The sequence below is a fragment of the Micromonospora chokoriensis genome (assembly GCF_000718555.1).
Taxonomy (GTDB): Bacteria; Actinomycetota; Actinomycetes; order Mycobacteriales; family Micromonosporaceae; genus Micromonospora; species Micromonospora chokoriensis_B.
In genome coordinates, this window is the sequence record NZ_JOAN01000031.1 from 39,631 (window position 1) to 55,833 (window position 16,203).

Annotated in this window: 18 protein-coding genes and 1 pseudogene; 14 read left to right on the forward strand and 5 right to left on the reverse strand. The window is 70.5% G+C overall.

From position 1 onward, the window contains the following. Window positions 1-90: 90 nt before the first annotated feature. Window positions 91-747: a PadR family transcriptional regulator gene (locus tag IF46_RS0129910; RefSeq protein WP_030491752.1), complete on the reverse strand. Its 657-nt coding sequence runs from the start codon at window positions 745-747 to the stop codon at window positions 91-93. 133 nt (window positions 748-880) lie between these two features. Here IF46_RS0129910 and nadD point away from each other — a divergent pair, with 133 nt between their 5' ends. The 4 genes from nadD (at window position 881) to IF46_RS0129930 (ending at window position 3,554) form a co-directional block, all read left to right on the forward strand. Next, the gene (gene nadD / locus IF46_RS0129915; RefSeq protein ID WP_030491753.1) at window positions 881-1,477 is read left to right on the forward strand and encodes a nicotinate-nucleotide adenylyltransferase; all 597 of its coding nucleotides are present in this window, start codon (window positions 881-883) and stop codon (window positions 1,475-1,477) included. 110 nt (window positions 1,478-1,587) lie between these two features. Beyond that, a complete protein-coding gene (rsfS, locus tag IF46_RS0129920; RefSeq protein ID WP_030491754.1) occupies window positions 1,588-1,995 on the forward strand; it encodes a ribosome silencing factor in 408 nt (135 codons plus the stop codon). Then, window positions 1,992-2,651, forward strand: a complete 660-nt coding sequence (locus tag IF46_RS0129925; protein WP_030491755.1) for a histidine phosphatase family protein — start codon at window positions 1,992-1,994, stop codon at window positions 2,649-2,651. Before rsfS ends, IF46_RS0129925 begins: the two co-directional genes overlap by 4 nt. A 48-nt stretch (window positions 2,652-2,699) precedes the next feature. Beyond that, window positions 2,700-3,554 carry a DegV family protein gene (locus IF46_RS0129930; RefSeq protein WP_030491756.1) on the forward strand — a complete coding sequence of 285 codons (855 nt, stop codon included), beginning with the start codon at window positions 2,700-2,702 and terminating at the stop codon, window positions 3,552-3,554. A gap of 37 nt (window positions 3,555-3,591) precedes the next feature. Here the strand turns inward: IF46_RS0129930 and IF46_RS0129935 are convergent, their stop codons facing one another. Beyond that, complete coding sequence (locus IF46_RS0129935; RefSeq protein ID WP_030491757.1) at window positions 3,592-3,813, reverse strand: GntR family transcriptional regulator; 222 nt, start codon at window positions 3,811-3,813, stop codon at window positions 3,592-3,594. Window positions 3,814-4,065: 252 nt separating this feature from the next. Between IF46_RS0129935 and IF46_RS0129940 the strand changes: the two genes are divergently transcribed. Then, entirely contained in the window at window positions 4,066-4,269 is a 204-nt protein-coding gene (locus tag IF46_RS0129940) for a hypothetical protein (RefSeq protein ID WP_157563661.1), read from the forward strand. Between the two features lie 229 nt (window positions 4,270-4,498). Then, window positions 4,499-4,873 (forward strand): VOC family protein, encoded by a 375-nt coding sequence (locus IF46_RS0129945; protein WP_030491759.1) that lies wholly within the window; start codon window positions 4,499-4,501, stop codon window positions 4,871-4,873. Window positions 4,874-4,953: 80 nt separating this feature from the next. Here IF46_RS0129945 and IF46_RS0129950 read toward each other — a convergent pair whose 3' ends face one another. After that, on the reverse strand, window positions 4,954-5,310 hold the full coding sequence (locus IF46_RS0129950; protein ID WP_051724270.1) for a hypothetical protein: 357 nt from the start codon (window positions 5,308-5,310) through the stop codon (window positions 4,954-4,956). 254 nt (window positions 5,311-5,564) lie between these two features. Between IF46_RS0129950 and IF46_RS0129955 the strand changes: the two genes are divergently transcribed. The 4 genes from IF46_RS0129955 to IF46_RS0129970 all read left to right on the forward strand — a co-directional run bounded on the left by IF46_RS0129955 (window position 5,565) and on the right by IF46_RS0129970 (window position 10,443). Beyond that, entirely contained in the window at window positions 5,565-6,368 is an 804-nt protein-coding gene (locus tag IF46_RS0129955; RefSeq protein WP_030491761.1) for a ComEA family DNA-binding protein, read from the forward strand. Continuing rightward, entirely contained in the window at window positions 6,365-8,770 is a 2,406-nt protein-coding gene (locus IF46_RS0129960) for a ComEC/Rec2 family competence protein (RefSeq protein ID WP_030491762.1), read from the forward strand. Before IF46_RS0129955 ends, IF46_RS0129960 begins: the two co-directional genes overlap by 4 nt. A 270-nt stretch (window positions 8,771-9,040) precedes the next feature. Next, window positions 9,041-10,021: a DNA polymerase III subunit delta gene (gene holA / locus IF46_RS0129965; protein WP_030491763.1), complete on the forward strand. Its 981-nt coding sequence runs from the start codon at window positions 9,041-9,043 to the stop codon at window positions 10,019-10,021. Continuing rightward, window positions 10,018-10,443: a hypothetical protein gene (locus IF46_RS0129970; RefSeq protein ID WP_036393720.1), complete on the forward strand. Its 426-nt coding sequence runs from the start codon at window positions 10,018-10,020 to the stop codon at window positions 10,441-10,443. The genes holA and IF46_RS0129970 overlap by 4 nt, the downstream gene beginning before the upstream one ends. 104 nt (window positions 10,444-10,547) lie before the next feature. On the opposite strand, the gene rpsT is transcribed toward IF46_RS0129970, so the two are convergent. Together rpsT and IF46_RS0129980 are read right to left on the reverse strand one after the other, a co-directional pair. Beyond that, window positions 10,548-10,814 carry a 30S ribosomal protein S20 gene (gene rpsT / locus IF46_RS0129975; RefSeq protein ID WP_030491765.1) on the reverse strand — a complete coding sequence of 89 codons (267 nt, stop codon included), beginning with the start codon at window positions 10,812-10,814 and terminating at the stop codon, window positions 10,548-10,550. 201 nt (window positions 10,815-11,015) lie between these two features. After that, on the reverse strand, window positions 11,016-12,002 hold the full coding sequence (locus tag IF46_RS0129980) for a phosphotransferase (protein WP_036393723.1): 987 nt from the start codon (window positions 12,000-12,002) through the stop codon (window positions 11,016-11,018). Window positions 12,003-12,063: 61 nt separating this feature from the next. Here IF46_RS0129980 and IF46_RS0129985 point away from each other — a divergent pair, with 61 nt between their 5' ends. The 4 genes and pseudogenes from IF46_RS0129985 (at window position 12,064) to IF46_RS0130000 (ending at window position 16,001) form a co-directional block, all read left to right on the forward strand. Continuing rightward, window positions 12,064-12,600, forward strand: a complete 537-nt coding sequence (locus tag IF46_RS0129985) for a DUF4240 domain-containing protein (RefSeq protein WP_030491767.1) — start codon at window positions 12,064-12,066, stop codon at window positions 12,598-12,600. 116 nt (window positions 12,601-12,716) lie between these two features. Continuing rightward, on the forward strand, window positions 12,717-14,594 hold the full coding sequence (gene lepA / locus IF46_RS0129990) for a translation elongation factor 4 (RefSeq protein WP_030491768.1): 1,878 nt from the start codon (window positions 12,717-12,719) through the stop codon (window positions 14,592-14,594). A gap of 502 nt (window positions 14,595-15,096) precedes the next feature. After that, window positions 15,097-15,301 (forward strand): annotated as a pseudogene (locus tag IF46_RS35400) (GlsB/YeaQ/YmgE family stress response membrane protein). 466 nt (window positions 15,302-15,767) lie between these two features. Beyond that, a complete protein-coding gene (locus tag IF46_RS0130000) occupies window positions 15,768-16,001 on the forward strand; it encodes a GlsB/YeaQ/YmgE family stress response membrane protein (RefSeq protein WP_030491769.1) in 234 nt (77 codons plus the stop codon). Window positions 16,002-16,203: the final 202 nt, after the last annotated feature.

Here is a 16,203-nt window from a genome sequence, read left to right on the forward strand (position 1 = left end):
GGTTGCCGCTTCGGGCCGGGTGCCTTCCCAGGCGTCGGTTCGGGGTAAGGGCCCCGGCGAGGTGTTGGCGCACCTTGTCGGGGCCGATCTTCATTCGATGGTGTCCACGCTCCGGCTGTCTCCGGCCTTCTCGGTCAGCTCGGTCGGCATCTCGCCGGTCTCGTGGTAGGCCCGCCAGGTGTCCAGCCCGGGGTAGCTCCCCGAGGTCAGCTCCGCGAGCAGCGCCCGCAGCCAGGCTGCCTCCGCGTTGCGCATGGCGAGGTCGTACTCCGACTCCACCAGGAACAGCCGCGGAATCTCCCGCAGGTGCGCGTCGAGCGTCTCGCGGTCCTGGCGGATCGCGTCCTGCAGCAGGTCGAGCCGTTGCCGCAGCAGGTCGGTGGCCTCGTCGGGATGCAGTGCCGCGAGCACGGACAGCCCGGCCCGGAAGCGGGGATGCTCCGGCATCGGGGTGGCGACCAGCTCGCGGGCCCAGTCGACCAGCTCCGCCCGCCCCGCGTCGGTGATGCGGTAGACGGTGCGTTCCGGGCGTCGGCCCTCGCGCCTGCTCTCCACCGCCTCGATCAAGTGGTGTTTGTCCAGGTTGCCGATCACCGTGTAGAAGGACCCCCACTTGAACTCCATGTCCTGGTCCTTGCCCCAGGCGCGCAGTGTGGTGGCGATCTCGTACGGGTGCATCGGCCGCTGGGCCAGAGCGGACAGCACGGCCAGCGCCAGCAGGTTGCCGACCTTGCGCCGCTTCGGCACGGTGAATCCCTTCGCTCGTCGACGGTTACTCGTAGACGAATATACGCCCACGGTCAGCCTGGCTGCCACCCCTGCCTACGGCGGCTTGCTAGGCCGGGATGGTCGGAAATGACGCTCGGCCTACGATCATTGGGTGGAGGAAGATATCCGGCGGATCGGGATCATGGGTGGCACCTTCGACCCGATTCACCACGGGCACCTCGTCGCGGCCAGCGAGGTGGCGGACCGGTTCGGCCTGGACGAGGTGGTCTTCGTCCCCACCGGGCAGCCGTGGCAGAAGGCCGACGAGCCGGTCAGCCCCGCCGAGGACCGGTACCTGATGACCGTGATCGCCACCGCCTCCAACCCTCGCTTTCAGGTCAGCCGGGTCGATATCGACCGCAGTGGGCCGACCTACACGGTCGACACCCTTCGTGACCTTCAGGCCGAGTACGGCCCAAAGGTGCAGCTGTTCTTCATCACCGGCGCGGACGCTCTGCAACGCATCCTGTCCTGGAAGGACCTGGAAGAGATCTTCGAGCTGGCCCACTTCGTCGGCGTGACCCGGCCCGGCTTCCCGCTGACCGACAAGCACCTCCCGGCGGACACGGTCAGCCTGATCCAGGTGCCCGCGATGTCCATTTCGTCGACCGACTGTCGTGCTCGGGTCGCCCGAGGCGAGCCGGTCTGGTATCTGGTGCCCGACGGTGTGGTGCAGTACATCGCCAAGCGGAGCCTCTATCAGCGCTGAGCGCACCCGGTATGCCCTGGTTCATGCCTTTAACCGACCAGAACTGACCGATCGGGGTGCGGCCGGGTATGAGACGCTTGGAGGATCGCACGCTTGATCGAAGGAGAACGGTGACAGTTTCCGAACGCGCTCACGAGCTGGCTATCGCGGCCGCCCAGGCCGCCGCCGACAAGAAGGCGCAGGACATCGCGATCATCGACGTCGGCGACCAGCTCGCCATCACCGACGCGTTCGTGCTCGCCGCGGCACCCAGCGAGCGTCAGGTGCAGGCCATCGTCGACGCCATCGAGGAGACCCTGCTGGAGCTGCCGGAGAAGGCCAAGCCGATCCGGCGCGAGGGCGAGCGCGGTGGCCGCTGGGTGCTGCTCGACTACGTCGACATCGTGGTGCACGTCCAGCACACCGAGGAGCGCGAGTTCTACGGGCTCGACCGCCTCTGGAAGGACTGCCCCACCATTCCGTTCGTCGATCGCGACCTGGTCGAGGCCGACGCCAGCGGGTCCGCCGCCGCCGAATGACCCGGCTGATCGTCTGGCGGCACGGCAACACCGACTGGAACGCCGCCAACCGCGTTCAGGGGCAGACCGACGTACCCCTCAACGAGCTTGGCCGTGACCAGGCCCGCGCCGCCGCCCCGCTGCTCGCGGGGCTGCGGCCCGACGCCATCGTGGCCAGCGACCTCAGTCGTGCCGCCGACACCGCCGCCGCGCTCGCCGCGCTGACGGGTCTACCGGTACGCACCGACCCCCGGCTGCGCGAGCGGCACTTCGGCCAGTGGCAGGGTCTGCACCTCACCGAGGTCGCCGAACGCTTCCCCGAGGAGTACGCGCGCTGGCGGGCCGGCGACCCGGACCCGGGCGCGGATCTGGAGCCTCTGCACGACCTCGGCGAGCGGGTTGGCCTCGCGCTGCGGGAGGCGGCCGAGGCGGCACCGGGCGGCACCGTGGTGATCGCCACCCACGGTGGCGGCTCCCGGCAGGGCATGGGTCATCTGCTCGGCTGGGACACTGCCGTGCTGCGCTCCATCGGCTCGTTGGCCAACTGCCACTGGAGTGAGCTACGGCACGACGACCGCGCGCCGGCCATCGGGCGTCCGCAGGACGTCCGGGGTTGGCAGTTGCGGGCGCACAACGTCGGCCTGATCACCGCTCCGGTCGCCGCCGACGCGGTCTGAGCCCTCGCGCCTCGTCGTTCGCGGCCTCGATCGGCTAGCGTGCCGGGCATGCCCGTCGCGGTTGTCATCGACTCCACCGCCTACCTTCCGCCCGAGCTGGTGCAGGCGCACCGGCTGACCGTCGTGCCGTTGACCGTTGTGCTCAACGGCGCGGAAGGGCTGGAGGGGGTGGAGACCCAGCCGGCCGACGCGACCCTGGCGTTGAGCGCCCGCCGGGTCACGGCGACCACCTCCCGCCCGGCACCCGAGCAGTTCGCCCGGACGTACCGGCAACTGCTCGACGCCGGCGCCGACGGGATCGTCTCGGTGCACCTCTCCGCGGCGCTCTCCGGCACGGTGGACGCCGCCCGGCTGGCCGCCGCCGACCTGGGCGGCCGAGTGGAGGTCGTGGACAGCCGCTCGGCGGGCATGGGGCTGGGCTTTCCGGCCATCGCCGCCGCCACCGCCGCTGAGGCCGGCGCAGACCTTGCCGGGGTACGCGACGCGGCGCTCGCCGCCATCGCCCGCACCACCGTCTGGTTCTACGTCGACACGCTGGAGTTCCTCCGCCGAGGCGGCCGGATCAACGCGGCCGAGGCGCTGGTCGGCACCGCACTATCCGTCAAGCCGATCATGCACATGCCGGACGGGGCGATCGTGCTGCGCGAGAAGGTCCGTACCGCCAGCCGAGGCGTGGCCCGGCTGGTGGACCTGGCCGCCGAGGCGGCCGGCGACGACGACGTGGATCTCGGGGTACACCACCTGGCCGCGCCGCAACGGGCCGAGGCGTTGCGCGCCGCGCTGACCGAGCGGTTCGGCGACCGGCTGCACGACACGTACGTCTCCGAGGCGGGTGCTGTCGTCGCCGCGCACGCCGGGCCGGGCCTGGCCTGCGTGGTCGTCCACCGCCGATCGGAGAGCTGAGCGGCGCCCACGCCGTGCGTCCGGGCGCTCGGGCTTCCTAGCTGTCGGCGACGAAGACCCCTTGCCCCTGCTGGCCGTAGACCAGGTCCCGCTCGTGAAGTTCTTTGACGGCTCGATAGGCCGTGGAGCGTGCCACGTTGTAAAGCTCGCCGATCTCGGACACCGACGGCAATTGTTGGCCAGGCGAGTATTCGCCCGAGCGGATCTTCTGCTCGATGTCATCCGCCACGCGGCGGTAGTGCGGTGGTCTCGTCGGCATGAGCGGCTCTCCTGGACTTCAGCGGAGATCATGTTTCCAGCCCAGACGTGATCGAGACAAGGTGACAACGCAGCAAAGTGGAGATAGTGAGAACTTGACTACACTGAGACAGTAGATACAGTGAGACAGTGGTCGGGTGCTCCTGGACTTCAGCACTCCTGAGGTATCCGGTCTGCCCGCCCTGAGGGAGCGCGCCGCAAGGGTTCGGCCTCTCAGGGCGGGCCACTTCGGGTCGCGCGGAAGGTGCCAGCCATGCCAATCGATGAACCGGTGTCCACGGCGACCGAACTGTTCATGGCCAAGCGGGTGCTGGATGCTCACTGGACTCGGGCGCTCGACCGGCCGTGGCGGGCGGGCGGGTGCCTGGAGTGCCGAGGTCGCAACGACTGCCGGCAACTTGACTGGGCGTTGGCGCTAACGGCGGAAGTCGCCTCGGTCATGTTCCAGAAACCGTGAATGATCCCGCCCGCGCCGCCGTGTTAGCCTCCGTGCGCGCCCCAGATGGGCCTACCCCCCGGAGGTTCTGGCTACTTCAGCCACCACGCCGAGATCGACGCGATGCGCGCGTCTCTCGGGCGGGATCCGGGGCGGTAATGCCTTCGGGGTTGTTGTCATCTGCGTGGCTGGGTGAACGCTGCGGGCCTCCGGTCGGGTCAACGGATCGACCGGAAAGAAGACGGTACGCATGACTGTCACGTTCAACCACACCATCATCGCCGCGAAGGACAAGAGCGCGTCGGCCGCGTTCTATCGGGAGCTGTTCGAGCTGCCGGAGGCGCCGTCGTGGGGGCCGTTCATCAACGTCCAGCTGGACGAGGGTGTGCTGCTCCAGTTCGCCGAGCCGCCGGTGGACATCCAGATGCAGCACTACGCGTTCCTCGTCGACGACGAGATGTTCCCGCGTTGTCTGGCGTTCGTCGAGGAACGGGGCATCACGTACTGGGCCGACCCGCAGCTGGAGCGCGAGGGGGAGACCAACACCGAGCACGGTGGACGGGGCTTCTACTTCTTTGACCCGGCGGGCCACGCCATCGAGATCATCACCCGACCGTACCTGTAGCGGGCCCGGCGGCCGGTCGGGCGTTGCCCCACCGGCCGTCAGCCTCGCTGCGGAGCCTCGTGGGCGGTGGAATCCGCGCTCTAGCCCGGGTGGACGGGATTAGTCAGGTGGAACCCCGGCGCCGCGAAGTTGGCCCCATGCTCGCGATCGGACAGCACGAACGTTCCGCCCCGCTGCTCTGGCTGCCAACCGTTCTGCAGGCCGCAGATGATGACCTCCCGCACGTCTGCGGGTGTGGGGTAGCCGTCGTCGACAACATACGGCCCGGGGGCCGACAGCAGATCCGCTTCGAGTTTCTGGCCGTTCTTGCCAGCGGCACCCCAGGCGCGAACGTAGACGGCCCGGTGGTGGAAACCGTTGACCTGCACGCTGTGCAGCGCCGCGCGCCACGTATAGGTGTGCCCGTCGACGTGTATCTGCCGTAGTCGAGCCCCCACCTAAGCCACCTCCGTGGTCGAACCTTTCAAGATCGACGAGGGGTACTCTACTGCGCACGCCTCGATGGACCGGCAGGAATTTTGGGCAGCAGAACTGCTCTGCTGCCATGAGGCCTCGCTGACTGCTGGCAGTAGACCTGACGTACCCATAGCAGATCGCGGCATGATCAGGGCGTTGTCCACAGTGCCGCTGGTTGTCCACAGGGCGACTTCGTCACCCCCACCGTTCCCGGCCGCCGCCATAGCGTCGCGGTGTGTCGCACGACGAGGAGACAGAGGTACGCCAGCGTCTGCGCCGGCTGACGGAAACGGTTGTTCCGCCGTCACCCCGGCCCGAGGCGCTGGTTGCGGGCGTACCCCCGGTTGGTGTGCTGCCCGCCGCGCCGGTCGCGGAGCCGGCGTCGGGCGGCCTCGCGACCCCGCCGGAGGCGCGGTTGCCCGGCCCGGGGGCGTTCGACCCTGGGCGGCGGGGTGTGCGGGCGTTGGCGGTGGTCGCCGTGGTGGTGGTGTTGGTCGCGGCCGGTTGGGCCTGGCAGGCCCGGCCGCGTTCGGAGCCGGTCGCCCCGCTGGTCGCCGAGACCGTTTCGGCCGCGCCGGCGGGTGACCCCGGCGCGTCCGGCTCCGGGGAGCTGGTGGTGGCCATCGCGGGCAAGGTCCGAAAACCCGGTTTGGTACGCCTGCCGGCCGGGTCCCGTCTCGCCGACGCGGTGCAGGCGGCCGGCGGCGCGCTGCCCGGGGTCGACGTGGCGTTGCTCAATCCCGCCCGCAAGGTCACCGACGGCGAGCTGATCGTGGTCGGGGTGACGCCACCGCCGGTGCCGGGCGGCGCGGCCGGGCCTGCGGCGGGCGGTGCGGCGCCCGCCGCCGGCCCGTTGAATCTCAACACCGCGACACTGGCGCAGCTCGACGCGCTGCCCGGGGTGGGGCCGGTGCTCGCCCAACGGATCCTCACCCACCGGGATCAGCACGGCGGGTTCAAGTCCGTCGGCGACCTGCGCCAGGTCGACGGGATCGGCGATGCCCGTTACGAGCAGCTCAAGGATCTGGTGACGGTGTGAGCGACTACGCCGTCACCGCTGGCCCAGCACCGGCTGACCGGGCTCAGTCCGAGCCGCCGGATCTGCGACTGGCTGGGCTCGCCGTGGCAGCCTGGCTCACCGCGCTCGCCGGGCTGCACCTCGGCAGCCGATCCGTCCTGCTGGTGACCGGTGTGGCGGCCGGTCTGACGGCGGTTGGCGCTGTGCACCTGTTCGGTCGCCTCGGCCGCCCCCGAGCCGTGGTGCGGCGCTACGGGTGGGTCGCCGTGGCGGTCGGTCTCGGGGTGCTCTGCGGTGGTGCGGCCACTGCGGCCCGGCTCGCCGTTCGCGACGCGCCGCCGATCCGTGCCCTGGCCGAGCAGCGTGCCCCGGTCACCGTCGACCTGGTCGTCCGGGACGATCCGCGCCCAATCCGGAGCGCCGGGCGTCCGGGCATGCTGCTGGTGTCGACCGAGCTGGTCCGGCTCACCGGCCCGGATGGTCGACGAATCCACGCGTCGGTGCGGATGCTCGTTCTGGCGACCGACCCGGCCTGGCGGGGCCTGCTGCCCGGGCAGCGCCTCAGCGCCGACGGCCGGCTCGGCGTTCCGCGTGGCGGCGACCTCACCGCAGCGGTGCTCAGCACCAACGGCCCACCCGTGCGGCACGGCGTCTCGTCCTGGGTGCAGCGCGCCGCCGGGACGCTGCGTGCCGGCCTGCAACGCGCCTGCGCGCCGCTGCCCGACGACCCAGGCGGGCTGCTGCCCGGTCTGGTGGTGGGCGACACCAGTCGGCTGCCGCCCGCCGTCGAGGAGGACTTCCAGGCCACCGGCATGACTCATCTCAACGCGGTTTCCGGGAGCAACGTCGCGATCGTGGTGGGTGCGGTGTTGTTGCTGGCCCGGTGGTCACGGGCCGGCCCGTGGCTCGCCGCCGGTCTGTGCGGGGTGGCGCTGGTGGGGTTCGTCATTCTGGTCCGCCCGTCGCCGAGCGTCGTACGGGCCGCCACGATGGGAGCGATCGGGCTCGCGGCGCTCGCCGCCGGTCGTCCTCGGGCCGCGCTGCCCGCGTTGGCCGCTGCCGTGACCGTGCTGGTGCTCGTCGACCCGGAGCTGGCCGGCGATCCCGGGTTCGCGCTCTCCGTGCTGGCCACCGGTGGTCTGCTGTTGCTCGCGCCGCGCTGGCGGGACGGTTTGCGCCGACGGGGTGTCCCGCCTGGGCTGGCCGAGGCGTTGGCCGTGCCGGCGGCCGCTCAACTTGCCTGCGGCCCGGTCGTCGCCGGGATCTCCGGCACAGTGAGCCTGGTGGCGGTGCCGGCCAACCTGCTGGCGGTGCCAGCGATCGCGCCAGCAACCGTGCTGGGCGTGCTGGCGGCCGTGGTGTCCCCGATCTGGCCGGCCGGTGCCGAGTTCGCCGCATGGCTGGCGAGCTGGCCGGCCTGGTGGCTGGTGGTCGTCGCGCGGCAGGGCGCTCGGCTGCCGTCCGGCAACCTGCCCTGGCCGAGCGGGGTGTTGGGGGCGCTGCTGCTCGCCGGGCTGACCGTTGCGCTGTTGATCGCGGTGCGCCGGCCACTCGTACGCCGGCTGGTGGCAGTTGTCGGCGTCGCTGCCGTGCTGGGTGCGCTGCCGGTGCGGCTGGTCGCTGCCGGTTGGCCGCCCGCCGGTTGGGTGGTGGTGGCCTGTGCGGTGGGCCAGGGTGATGCCCTGGTGCTCCCGGTCGCCCCCGGTCGGGCGGTGGTGGTGGACGCTGGGCCGGAGCCGGGTGCGGTGGACGGTTGCCTGCGTCGGCTCGGCGTACGCGAAGTGCCCCTATTGGTGATCAGCCACTTTCACGCGGACCACGTGGGCGGGGTAGCCGGGGTGTTCCGGGGGAGGCGGGTGGGTGCCGTGCTGATTCCGTCGTCGACTGACCCGGAGAGCGGCCGGGACCTGGTCTGGGCGGCGGCCACCGGCGGGCGAGCCGCGCTGCTGACCACCGTGGCCGGCGCTCGCCATCCCGTGGGCGGGGTCGACCTGCTGGTGATCGGCCCGCCGTACCCGCTGGCCGGGACCAGGTCCGACCCGAACAACAACTCGCTTGTGCTGCGTGCCACGGTGGCCGGGGTGCGGATCCTGCTGCCTGGCGACGCGGAGACCGAGGAGCAGCACGCGATGGTGGCGCGGGCGGCACCCGGCCAGTTACGGGCGGACGTGTTGAAGATCGCCCACCACGGTTCGGCGTATCAAGACCCGAGTTTTCTCGACGCGGTGCGGCCGGCGGTGGCGCTCGTGCCGGTGGGCGCGGGCAACACCTACGGGCACCCGAGTCCAGGGCTGCTGGCCCGACTGAGCAGGGCCGGCACCCGAGTGCTGCGTACCGACACGGACGGCGACGTGGCGGCGATCCGAACGGTCGACGGGTTGGCGGTAGCCCGACGAGGTGTGCCCGCCGGCCGGCAGCCCTGACCCTCGGGCGGACAGCCCGAAGCTGCGTCTTCTCCGCGATCTTGCACTTACTGTCGCGGCATAGGGTGCATTCGGGGCATAGCGGCAACCGAAACTGCAAGATCGGCGCGGGTCGGGGGGATTGCGAACGCAGTGGTGCGGATTAGGAAGCGCGGGTGACTTGCGGATTAGATGGATAATTGAGGTGTATGTCTGGATTTGCACTGAGTGCGGGCTGCGCCGACCAAGTAGCGAATGAGCAGGCACGATCCCGCCGCAGGCCGTGCGAATATGGGCGGCGTGACCCCCGCCAGCCTCGCCCCCATTCTGCTCGTCCTCGGTGACGAGGAACTGCTCGCCACGCGCGCGGTCACCGAAGCTGTCGCGAAGGCCCGCAGCATCGAGCCCGAGGTGGACGTCCGCGAATACCAGGCCAGTCAGCTCACCGTCGGCGAGATCGCCGAGATGCTCAGCCCCTCGCTGTTCGGCGGGCGGCGGTTGCTGATCCTGCGTTCCGGCCAGGACGCCCGCAAGGACCTGGTGGCCGCACTGCTGGCGTATGCGAAGAATCCCGACCCGGACGTCCAACTGCTGGTGCTGCACCTGGGCGGCGCAAAGGGCAAGGCGTTCGCCGACGGCCTGCGGGCGGCCGGCGCGACAGTGGTCCCGGCCGCCAAGCTCAAGGGGCACCGCGACCGGGTGGCCTTCGTCCGCGACGAGATCCGCCGGGCTGGCGGAAAATGCACCGACGACGCTGCCGAGGCGCTCATCGCGGCGGTCGGCAACGACCTGCGCGAGCTGGCTGCCGCCTGCTCCCAACTGGTCGCCGACACCGACGGGCGGATCAGCGCCGACACGGTCTCTCGTTACTACCGGGGCCGGGTTGAGGTGACCGGCTTCACGGTGGCGGACGCCACCATGGTCGGCGACGTGCCGGCTGCGCTTGAGGCACTGCGCTGGGCCCTGCACGTCGGGGTCGACCCGGTGCCCATCGCCGACGCGCTGGCCGACGGGGTGCGGACGGTGGCCCGGGTGGCCTCGGCCGGGCGGGGCAGCCCGTACCAGCTCGCCAGCAGCCTCGGAATGCCCGCCTGGAAGATCGAGCGGGCGCAGCGGCAGGGGCGGGGTTGGACGCCGGAGGGTCTGGTCCGGGCCATGCAGGTCGCCGCCGAGTGCAACGCGGCCGTCAAGGGCGGCTCCGACGACCGGGCGTACGCCCTGGAGCGTGCGGTCTTCTCGGTCGCGGCGGCCCGGCAGGGCAGCACCAGGTGACGGGAGCGAACCGCCCAGCGTGGGCCGCCGCCATCGGAGTGGACGAGGAGCGTTACCGGCCGCTCTACGCCCGACTTCTCGGCCTGCGGTTCGTCAACCCAGGCGGCGTGCTGTGCTTCCTCTTCTTCGAGGGCGCCATCGCGCTGGCGGTGCTGCTCGCCCTGGCCGAGCTGGTCAGCTGGTGGGCGGTGCTGGTGCTGCCGATTGTGGTGGCGGCGATGGTCAAGCTCAACGACATGGTGGCCGCGGTCGTGGTCCGGTCCGCCGCGCTCGTGCCCGAGCAGGAGCGGGATCGGTTTCGCCGGCAGATGGAACCGGTGGTCGGCCGAGCCCGGGTGGAGTGGGTCTCGCACAGCGTTTCCGGCGTCGTGATCACCGCCGACCCGGTGCCGCCTCCCCGGCGTGCCAACCCGTCCGACTGAGCGCCGACCCGGACGAGGCCGCGTACAGATCGGCCGGCCTCAGGACACACGGAAGCCCCGGGCCTAGGCCCGGGGCTTTCCGAATCAGTCTGACGGTGAAATCGTCAGGCGGAGAGCGACACCACGCGCTTTGCGATCGCGGACTTGCGGTTCGCGGCCTGGTTGGAGTGGATCACGCCCTTGCTGACGGCCTTGTCCAGCTTGCGAGAGGCGTCCAGCATGAGCGCGGTCGCCTTCTCGACGTCACCGGCCTCGGCAGCCTCGTGGAACTTCCGGACGGCGGTCTTCAGCGACGACTTGACCGACTTGTTGCGCAGCCGGGCCTTCTCGTTCTGCCGGTTGCGCTTGATCTGGGACTTGATGTTCGCCACGCGACAGCCTCGTCTTGATAGCTCGGGTTGGTCAGCTTATTGCGCGGGATGACGAACACGTGTCATCGCTGCGCGAAGAGCCAGGTTACCAGGTCGCCCGGGACGAGCCAAAACGGCTCGGCCTTCGCGCGACGGAACCGGCCCGTCGGGCACCAGTTTACGCCCTCAGACGTCACGCCCGGCCACCGCAAGCCAGCCCGGTCACTGCCAGCCCTGGCGGTGGGCCAGCCAGTCGAGTGCCTGCTCGCCACTCCAGCGCTGGTGGGCGGGCAGGTGCGGCGAGGCCGTCGGCGGTGCCGCCGCCGCGCCGGTGAGGTAGTAGCCGGCCAGCGCGGCCAGGGTCGCGTCCAGCGCGTCCGGGGGAGCACCGACGGTGGCCGGGTGCGCGGCGAAGAGCCGGTCCCCGTCCAGTCCACTGGCGTACGCGGTGAGCAGCAGGCCGGCCAGGTCGAACCAGGCCGGCCCGGTGCAGACCCAGGTCCAGTCGCAGAACCAGGCTCGGCCGTCCGCGCCGATCAGCACGTTGTCGACCCGCAGGTCGCCGTGGATCAGGCCGGTCGTGCCGGCGGCGTACCGGGGGAGGAGGGACTCCAACTCCACCAGCTCGGGTAGTCGGCCTCGCATCGGGGCGGGCAGCGGCGGGGTCGGTTCGCGGCCGGCGGCGACCTCCTCCCACCAGAGGATGTCCGACCGGGCCAGGTCGGCCAGGTGCGGCAGGCCGAGCGCGGTCAGCTCGGCCGGCGGATCGGCCAGGGCGGTGGCGACCTGCGCGTACCCGGCGAGGGTGGCGTCCAACTCGGCGGGCACCCAGGGCAGGCGTGGGGTGTGCCCGTCGACGGCGTCGGTGCACAGCACGAACCAGCCGGCCGCGGAGAGGGTCCATCGCGGGCGGGGCGCCGGCAGGTCCGCCGGCAGCCGATCGAGGATCGCGGCCTCTCGGGCGTACCAGTCGACCAGATGCGGTTGCTCGGCGGCGGGTGCCGCCTTGACGAAGGCCCGACCACCGTCGGCGGTGTCGAGCACGGCGGCGAACCCCCGGGTGAAGCCCGCGTCCGCGACCCGGGCGGTGACCACCGCGGCGCCGAGCCGTTCGGCGACCGCGGACCGCAGCGCCGCCGGCAACGCCGGCCAGGACGGACGCAGCGCGCTCGCGTGGTACGGCACCGGCGGCAGCGGGGGAGGCGACATCCCACCATGCTGCCCCGGGGTACGTGCGCGACGCACGGCGACACTGCCAGACTGCCAAGCCATGAGGACCGAGGACTTCTGGCAGCTGATCGACGAGGCTCGGGCCGGTGGCGGGGGTGAGCCCGGCCCGGTCGCCGCGCGAGCCGTCGCGCTGCTCGCCGCGCGCGATCCGGAGGACATCATCGGGTACGCGCGGCACCAGACGCGGGTGCTGGCCGCCTCGCACAAGGCGGATCTGTGGGGTGCGGCGTACCTGATCAACGGCGGTGCCTCGGCCGACGGCTTCGAGCACTTCCGGGGCTGGCTGATGACCCAGGGTCGGGCCGTCTTCGCCCGCGCGGTCACCGAACCGGACTCGCTGGCCGAACTGCCCCAGGTGCGGGCGGCCTCACTGAGCGGCGAGGAGTTCTCCGCCGAGCAGATGCTCTCGGTGCCCTGGGACGCGTACCGCAAGGCCACCGCGGCCGAACTGCCGGCGGACCGCGACCCGGTGCGGACGCCGGACCTCAACGACTTCTGGGACTTCGACGACGAGGACGAGGCGCGGCGGCGGCTGCCCCGACTGGCCGCGCTCTTCGTCGAGCCGCCGATGGAGTGAGGGGTCCTCGGACCGATCCATCGCCCGCGCAGTGGGCGCACCCCGGCGGCGTGGGAACATAGAGGGGGTCGGCGGCGCGCCGGCCTGTTCACGTCAGCCGACCAGAACGGACCGCTGTGCCACCGAAGCTCGATCCCGGCGCGAACGCCCCTGGTGCCACCGACCCCGGTCGCATCCGGAACTTCGGCATCATCGCCCACATCGACCACGGGAAGTCGACCCTGGCCGACCGGATGTTGCAGCTCACCGGCGTGGTCGACCCCCGGCAGATGCGCGCGCAGTACCTGGACCGGATGGACATCGAGCGCGAGCGCGGCATCACCATCAAGAGCCAGGCCGTCCGCATGCCGTGGACCATCCGCGAGGGTGAGCGGGCCGGTGAGCACGCCGTGCTCAACATGATCGACACCCCGGGGCACGTCGACTTCACCTACGAGGTGTCCCGGTCGCTGGCCGCCTGTGAGGGCGCCGTGCTGCTTGTCGACGCCGCGCAGGGCATCGAGGCGCAGACCCTGGCCAACCTCTACCTGGCGCTCGAGAACGACCTGCGCATCATCCCGGTGCTCAACAAGATCGACCTGCCGGCCGCGCAGCCGGAGAAGTACGCCGAGGAGTTGGCGCACCTCATCGGCGGCGACCCCGCCGACTGCATCCGGGTCTCCGGCAAGACCGGCGAGGGCGTCCCGTACCTGCTCGACGAGATCGTCCGGCAGTTCATCCCGCCGGTCGGCGACGCCGAGGCACCCGCCCGCGCGATGATCTTCGATTCGGTGTACGACGTCTACCGCGGCGTCGTCACGTACGTCCGGGTCATCGACGGCCGGATCAGCGCCCGCGACCGGATCAAGATGATGTCCACCGGCGCGGTGCACGAGCTGTTGGAGATCGGCGTCATCTCACCCGAGATGGTCAAGGCCGAGGCGCTCGGCGTCGGCGAGGTCGGCTACCTGATCACCGGCGTGAAGGACGTCCGGCAGTCCCGGGTCGGTGACACTGTCACCATCAACAGCCGTCCGGCGGCCGAGGCGTTGGGTGGCTACAAGGACCCGAAGCCGATGGTCTACTCCGGCCTCTACCCGATCGACGGGTCCGACTACCCGAACCTGCGCGAGGCGTTGGACAAGCTCAAGCTCAACGACGCCGCCCTGGACTACGAGCCGGAGACCTCCGGCGCGCTCGGCTTCGGCTTCCGCTGCGGCTTCCTCGGCCTGCTCCACCTGGAGATCATCCGGGAGCGGCTGGAGCGCGAGTACAACCTCGACCTGATCTCCACCGCACCCAACGTCGTCTACCGGGCGATCACTGACGACGGCGAGGAGATCGTCGTCACCAACCCGAGCGAGTACCCCACCGGCAAGATCGCCGAGGTGTACGAGCCGGTGGTCCGGGCCACCGTGTTGACGCCCAACGACTACGTGGGCGCGATCATGGAGCTCTGCCAGGGCCGGCGCGGCACCCTGCTCGGCATGGACTACCTCTCCGCCGACCGGGTGGAGCTGCGCTACACGCTGCCCCTCGCGGAGATCATCTACGACTTCTTCGACCAGCTGAAGAGCCGTACCAAGGGCTACGCCTCGCTGGACTACGAGCCCTCCGGCGAGCAGGCGTCCGACCTGGTCAAGGTGGACATCCTGCTGCACGGCGAAGCGGTGGACGCGTTCAGCGCCATCGTGCACAAGGACAAGGCGTACAACTACGGCGTCACCATCGCCGCCAAGCTGCGCACTCTCATTCCGCGCCAGCAGTTCGAGGTGCCGATCCAGGCGGCCATCGGCAGCCGGGTCATCGCCCGGGAGACCATCCGGGCGATCCGCAAGGACGTTCTCGCCAAGTGCTACGGCGGCGACATCAGCCGTAAGCGCAAGCTGCTGGAGAAGCAGAAGGAAGGCAAGAAGCGGATGAAGATGGTCGGCCGGGTCGAGGTGCCGCAGGAGGCCTTCATCGCCGCCCTCTCCTCCGACTCCGGCGACGGCAAGGCCGCCGGGAAGAAGTAGCCCCCGTCGCGTTCGGCTCTGTCGCGTTCGGCTCTGTCGGGCGCGACCAGGATCCGCGCAGTTTCGGGGAAAGTGTTGCCTGGAGCCACATTGAGGCAGCAGTTTCCCTGAAGTTGCGCGGATCTTGCCGTATGTCTGGCCGGTGTTCCCGGCCCGCCTTGCGTGTCCCTGGCCCGCCCCGTTCGGGCTCCTGGCCCGTCGTACCTGCTGTCCGTGGTGCCCGCTGCCCGTCGTGGTTGCCGGCTCGGTGCTGGTTCGTGCTGGCGCAACCGTGTGGTGCGGGAAATTTTTCTGGCGCTGTGGTGGGGGTGGGCCGCGCGATGAAATGGGCTTCTACCTGTGTGGACGCACTCTCGTGCCAACCGACGCACCCCCTGACGCATTGACATCTGACGCTGTCCGTTGAAGTGAGTCGGTTTGGGCTTTCGACGGGTCGGGCACTTAGCCGTCACGACAGGAAGCACACATCGTGTGTCAGACATTCTTTTGAAGGAGGGCGACCGTGGAGTTCACCGTGTGGGGCATCATCACTGCGATCGTTGTTGGTCTCATCGTCGGCGCGCTCGGCCGCCTGGTCGTCCCGGGCCGGCAGAACATGCCGATCTGGCGGCATCGACTGGGGCGAGCTGCTGGTGCAGGTCGTGCTGGCTGCGATCGCGGTCGCGCTGGTGGCCGGTGTGGGTGGCCGCCGCCGCGTGACTCGGTAACACCACAGCATCACCCGTACCACCGTGACACCTTCGATGGGCGCCCGGCCGACAGGTCGGGCGCCCATCGGCGTTCTGCCCGCCGCAGCGGCCATGCCGCGCACGCCCGACGTCCCCGGGGACTCGCCCGACGTGCCCGCCCCGCGCCGCGCCGCGCCGTCCGGCCTCCGAGCCTTGCACCGCAAGATCGCGCAACATCCTGGATTTAGTGGCTTCCGCGGAGCTTCGTGGCCACTACTTCCTGTTCGAGCGTGACCTTGACGGCTGCGGGCGCTCAGAATCCTGCTCTGGCTGCTCTGGGGCCGGGTGGCTCTGCGGCCCGGCACGGTGGTGGAACGTGCCTTGGCAGGCTCAGTCGTGATCGTTTGATGGGTGAAGTCGGTTTGGATTTTTGTTGGGGCGGGCACTTAACGGTCACGACAGGAAGCACACATCGTGTGTCAGACATTCTTGAAGGAGGGTGGCCGTGGAGCTCACCGTGTGGGGCATCATCACTGCGATCGTTGTTGGTCTCATCGTCGGCGCGCTCGGCCGCCTGGTCGTCCCGGGCCGGCAGAACATGCCGATCTGGCGGGCCATCGGCATCGCGACCGAGACGAGCGGTATCGACTGGGCCGAGCTGCTGGTGCAGGTAGTGGTGGCCGCGATCGCGGTCGCGCTGGTGGCCGGTGTGGGTGGCCGCCGCCGCGTCACCCGATAACGACCCGGCATCATCTCGCGGCACAGCACTACTGGTAGGACAGCACGACTGGAGAGGGCGCCCGGCCGAGAGCCGGGCGCTCTTTCGTGCTGAAGTGCCCGACTTTGGGCCGATGCTAGGGCGCCTGTTCGTCGGGTCTCTGCGGTACGGTCGCCACGCTTCGGCCAATCCCGCCCACTGTCGTAAAAGAATTCTTCGTATT

What these genes read in the sequence shown, in the direction of transcription:
- IF46_RS0129925 (WP_030491755.1), top strand. Translation starts at nt 1,992, where the DNA reads ATGACCCGGCTGATCGTCTGGCGGCACGGCAACACCGACTGGAACGCC.
- IF46_RS0129930 (WP_030491756.1), top strand. Translation starts at nt 2,700, where the DNA reads ATGCCCGTCGCGGTTGTCATCGACTCCACCGCCTACCTTCCGCCCGAG.
- IF46_RS0129935 (WP_030491757.1), bottom strand. Translation starts at nt 3,813, where the DNA reads ATGCCGACGAGACCACCGCACTACCGCCGCGTGGCGGATGACATCGAG.
- IF46_RS0129940 (WP_157563661.1), top strand. Translation starts at nt 4,066, where the DNA reads ATGCCAATCGATGAACCGGTGTCCACGGCGACCGAACTGTTCATGGCC.
- IF46_RS0129945 (WP_030491759.1), top strand. Translation starts at nt 4,499, where the DNA reads ATGACTGTCACGTTCAACCACACCATCATCGCCGCGAAGGACAAGAGC.
- holA (WP_030491763.1), top strand. Translation starts at nt 9,041, where the DNA reads ATGGGCGGCGTGACCCCCGCCAGCCTCGCCCCCATTCTGCTCGTCCTC.
- IF46_RS0129980 (WP_036393723.1), bottom strand. Translation starts at nt 12,002, where the DNA reads ATGTCGCCTCCCCCGCTGCCGCCGGTGCCGTACCACGCGAGCGCGCTG.
- IF46_RS0129985 (WP_030491767.1), top strand. Translation starts at nt 12,064, where the DNA reads ATGAGGACCGAGGACTTCTGGCAGCTGATCGACGAGGCTCGGGCCGGT.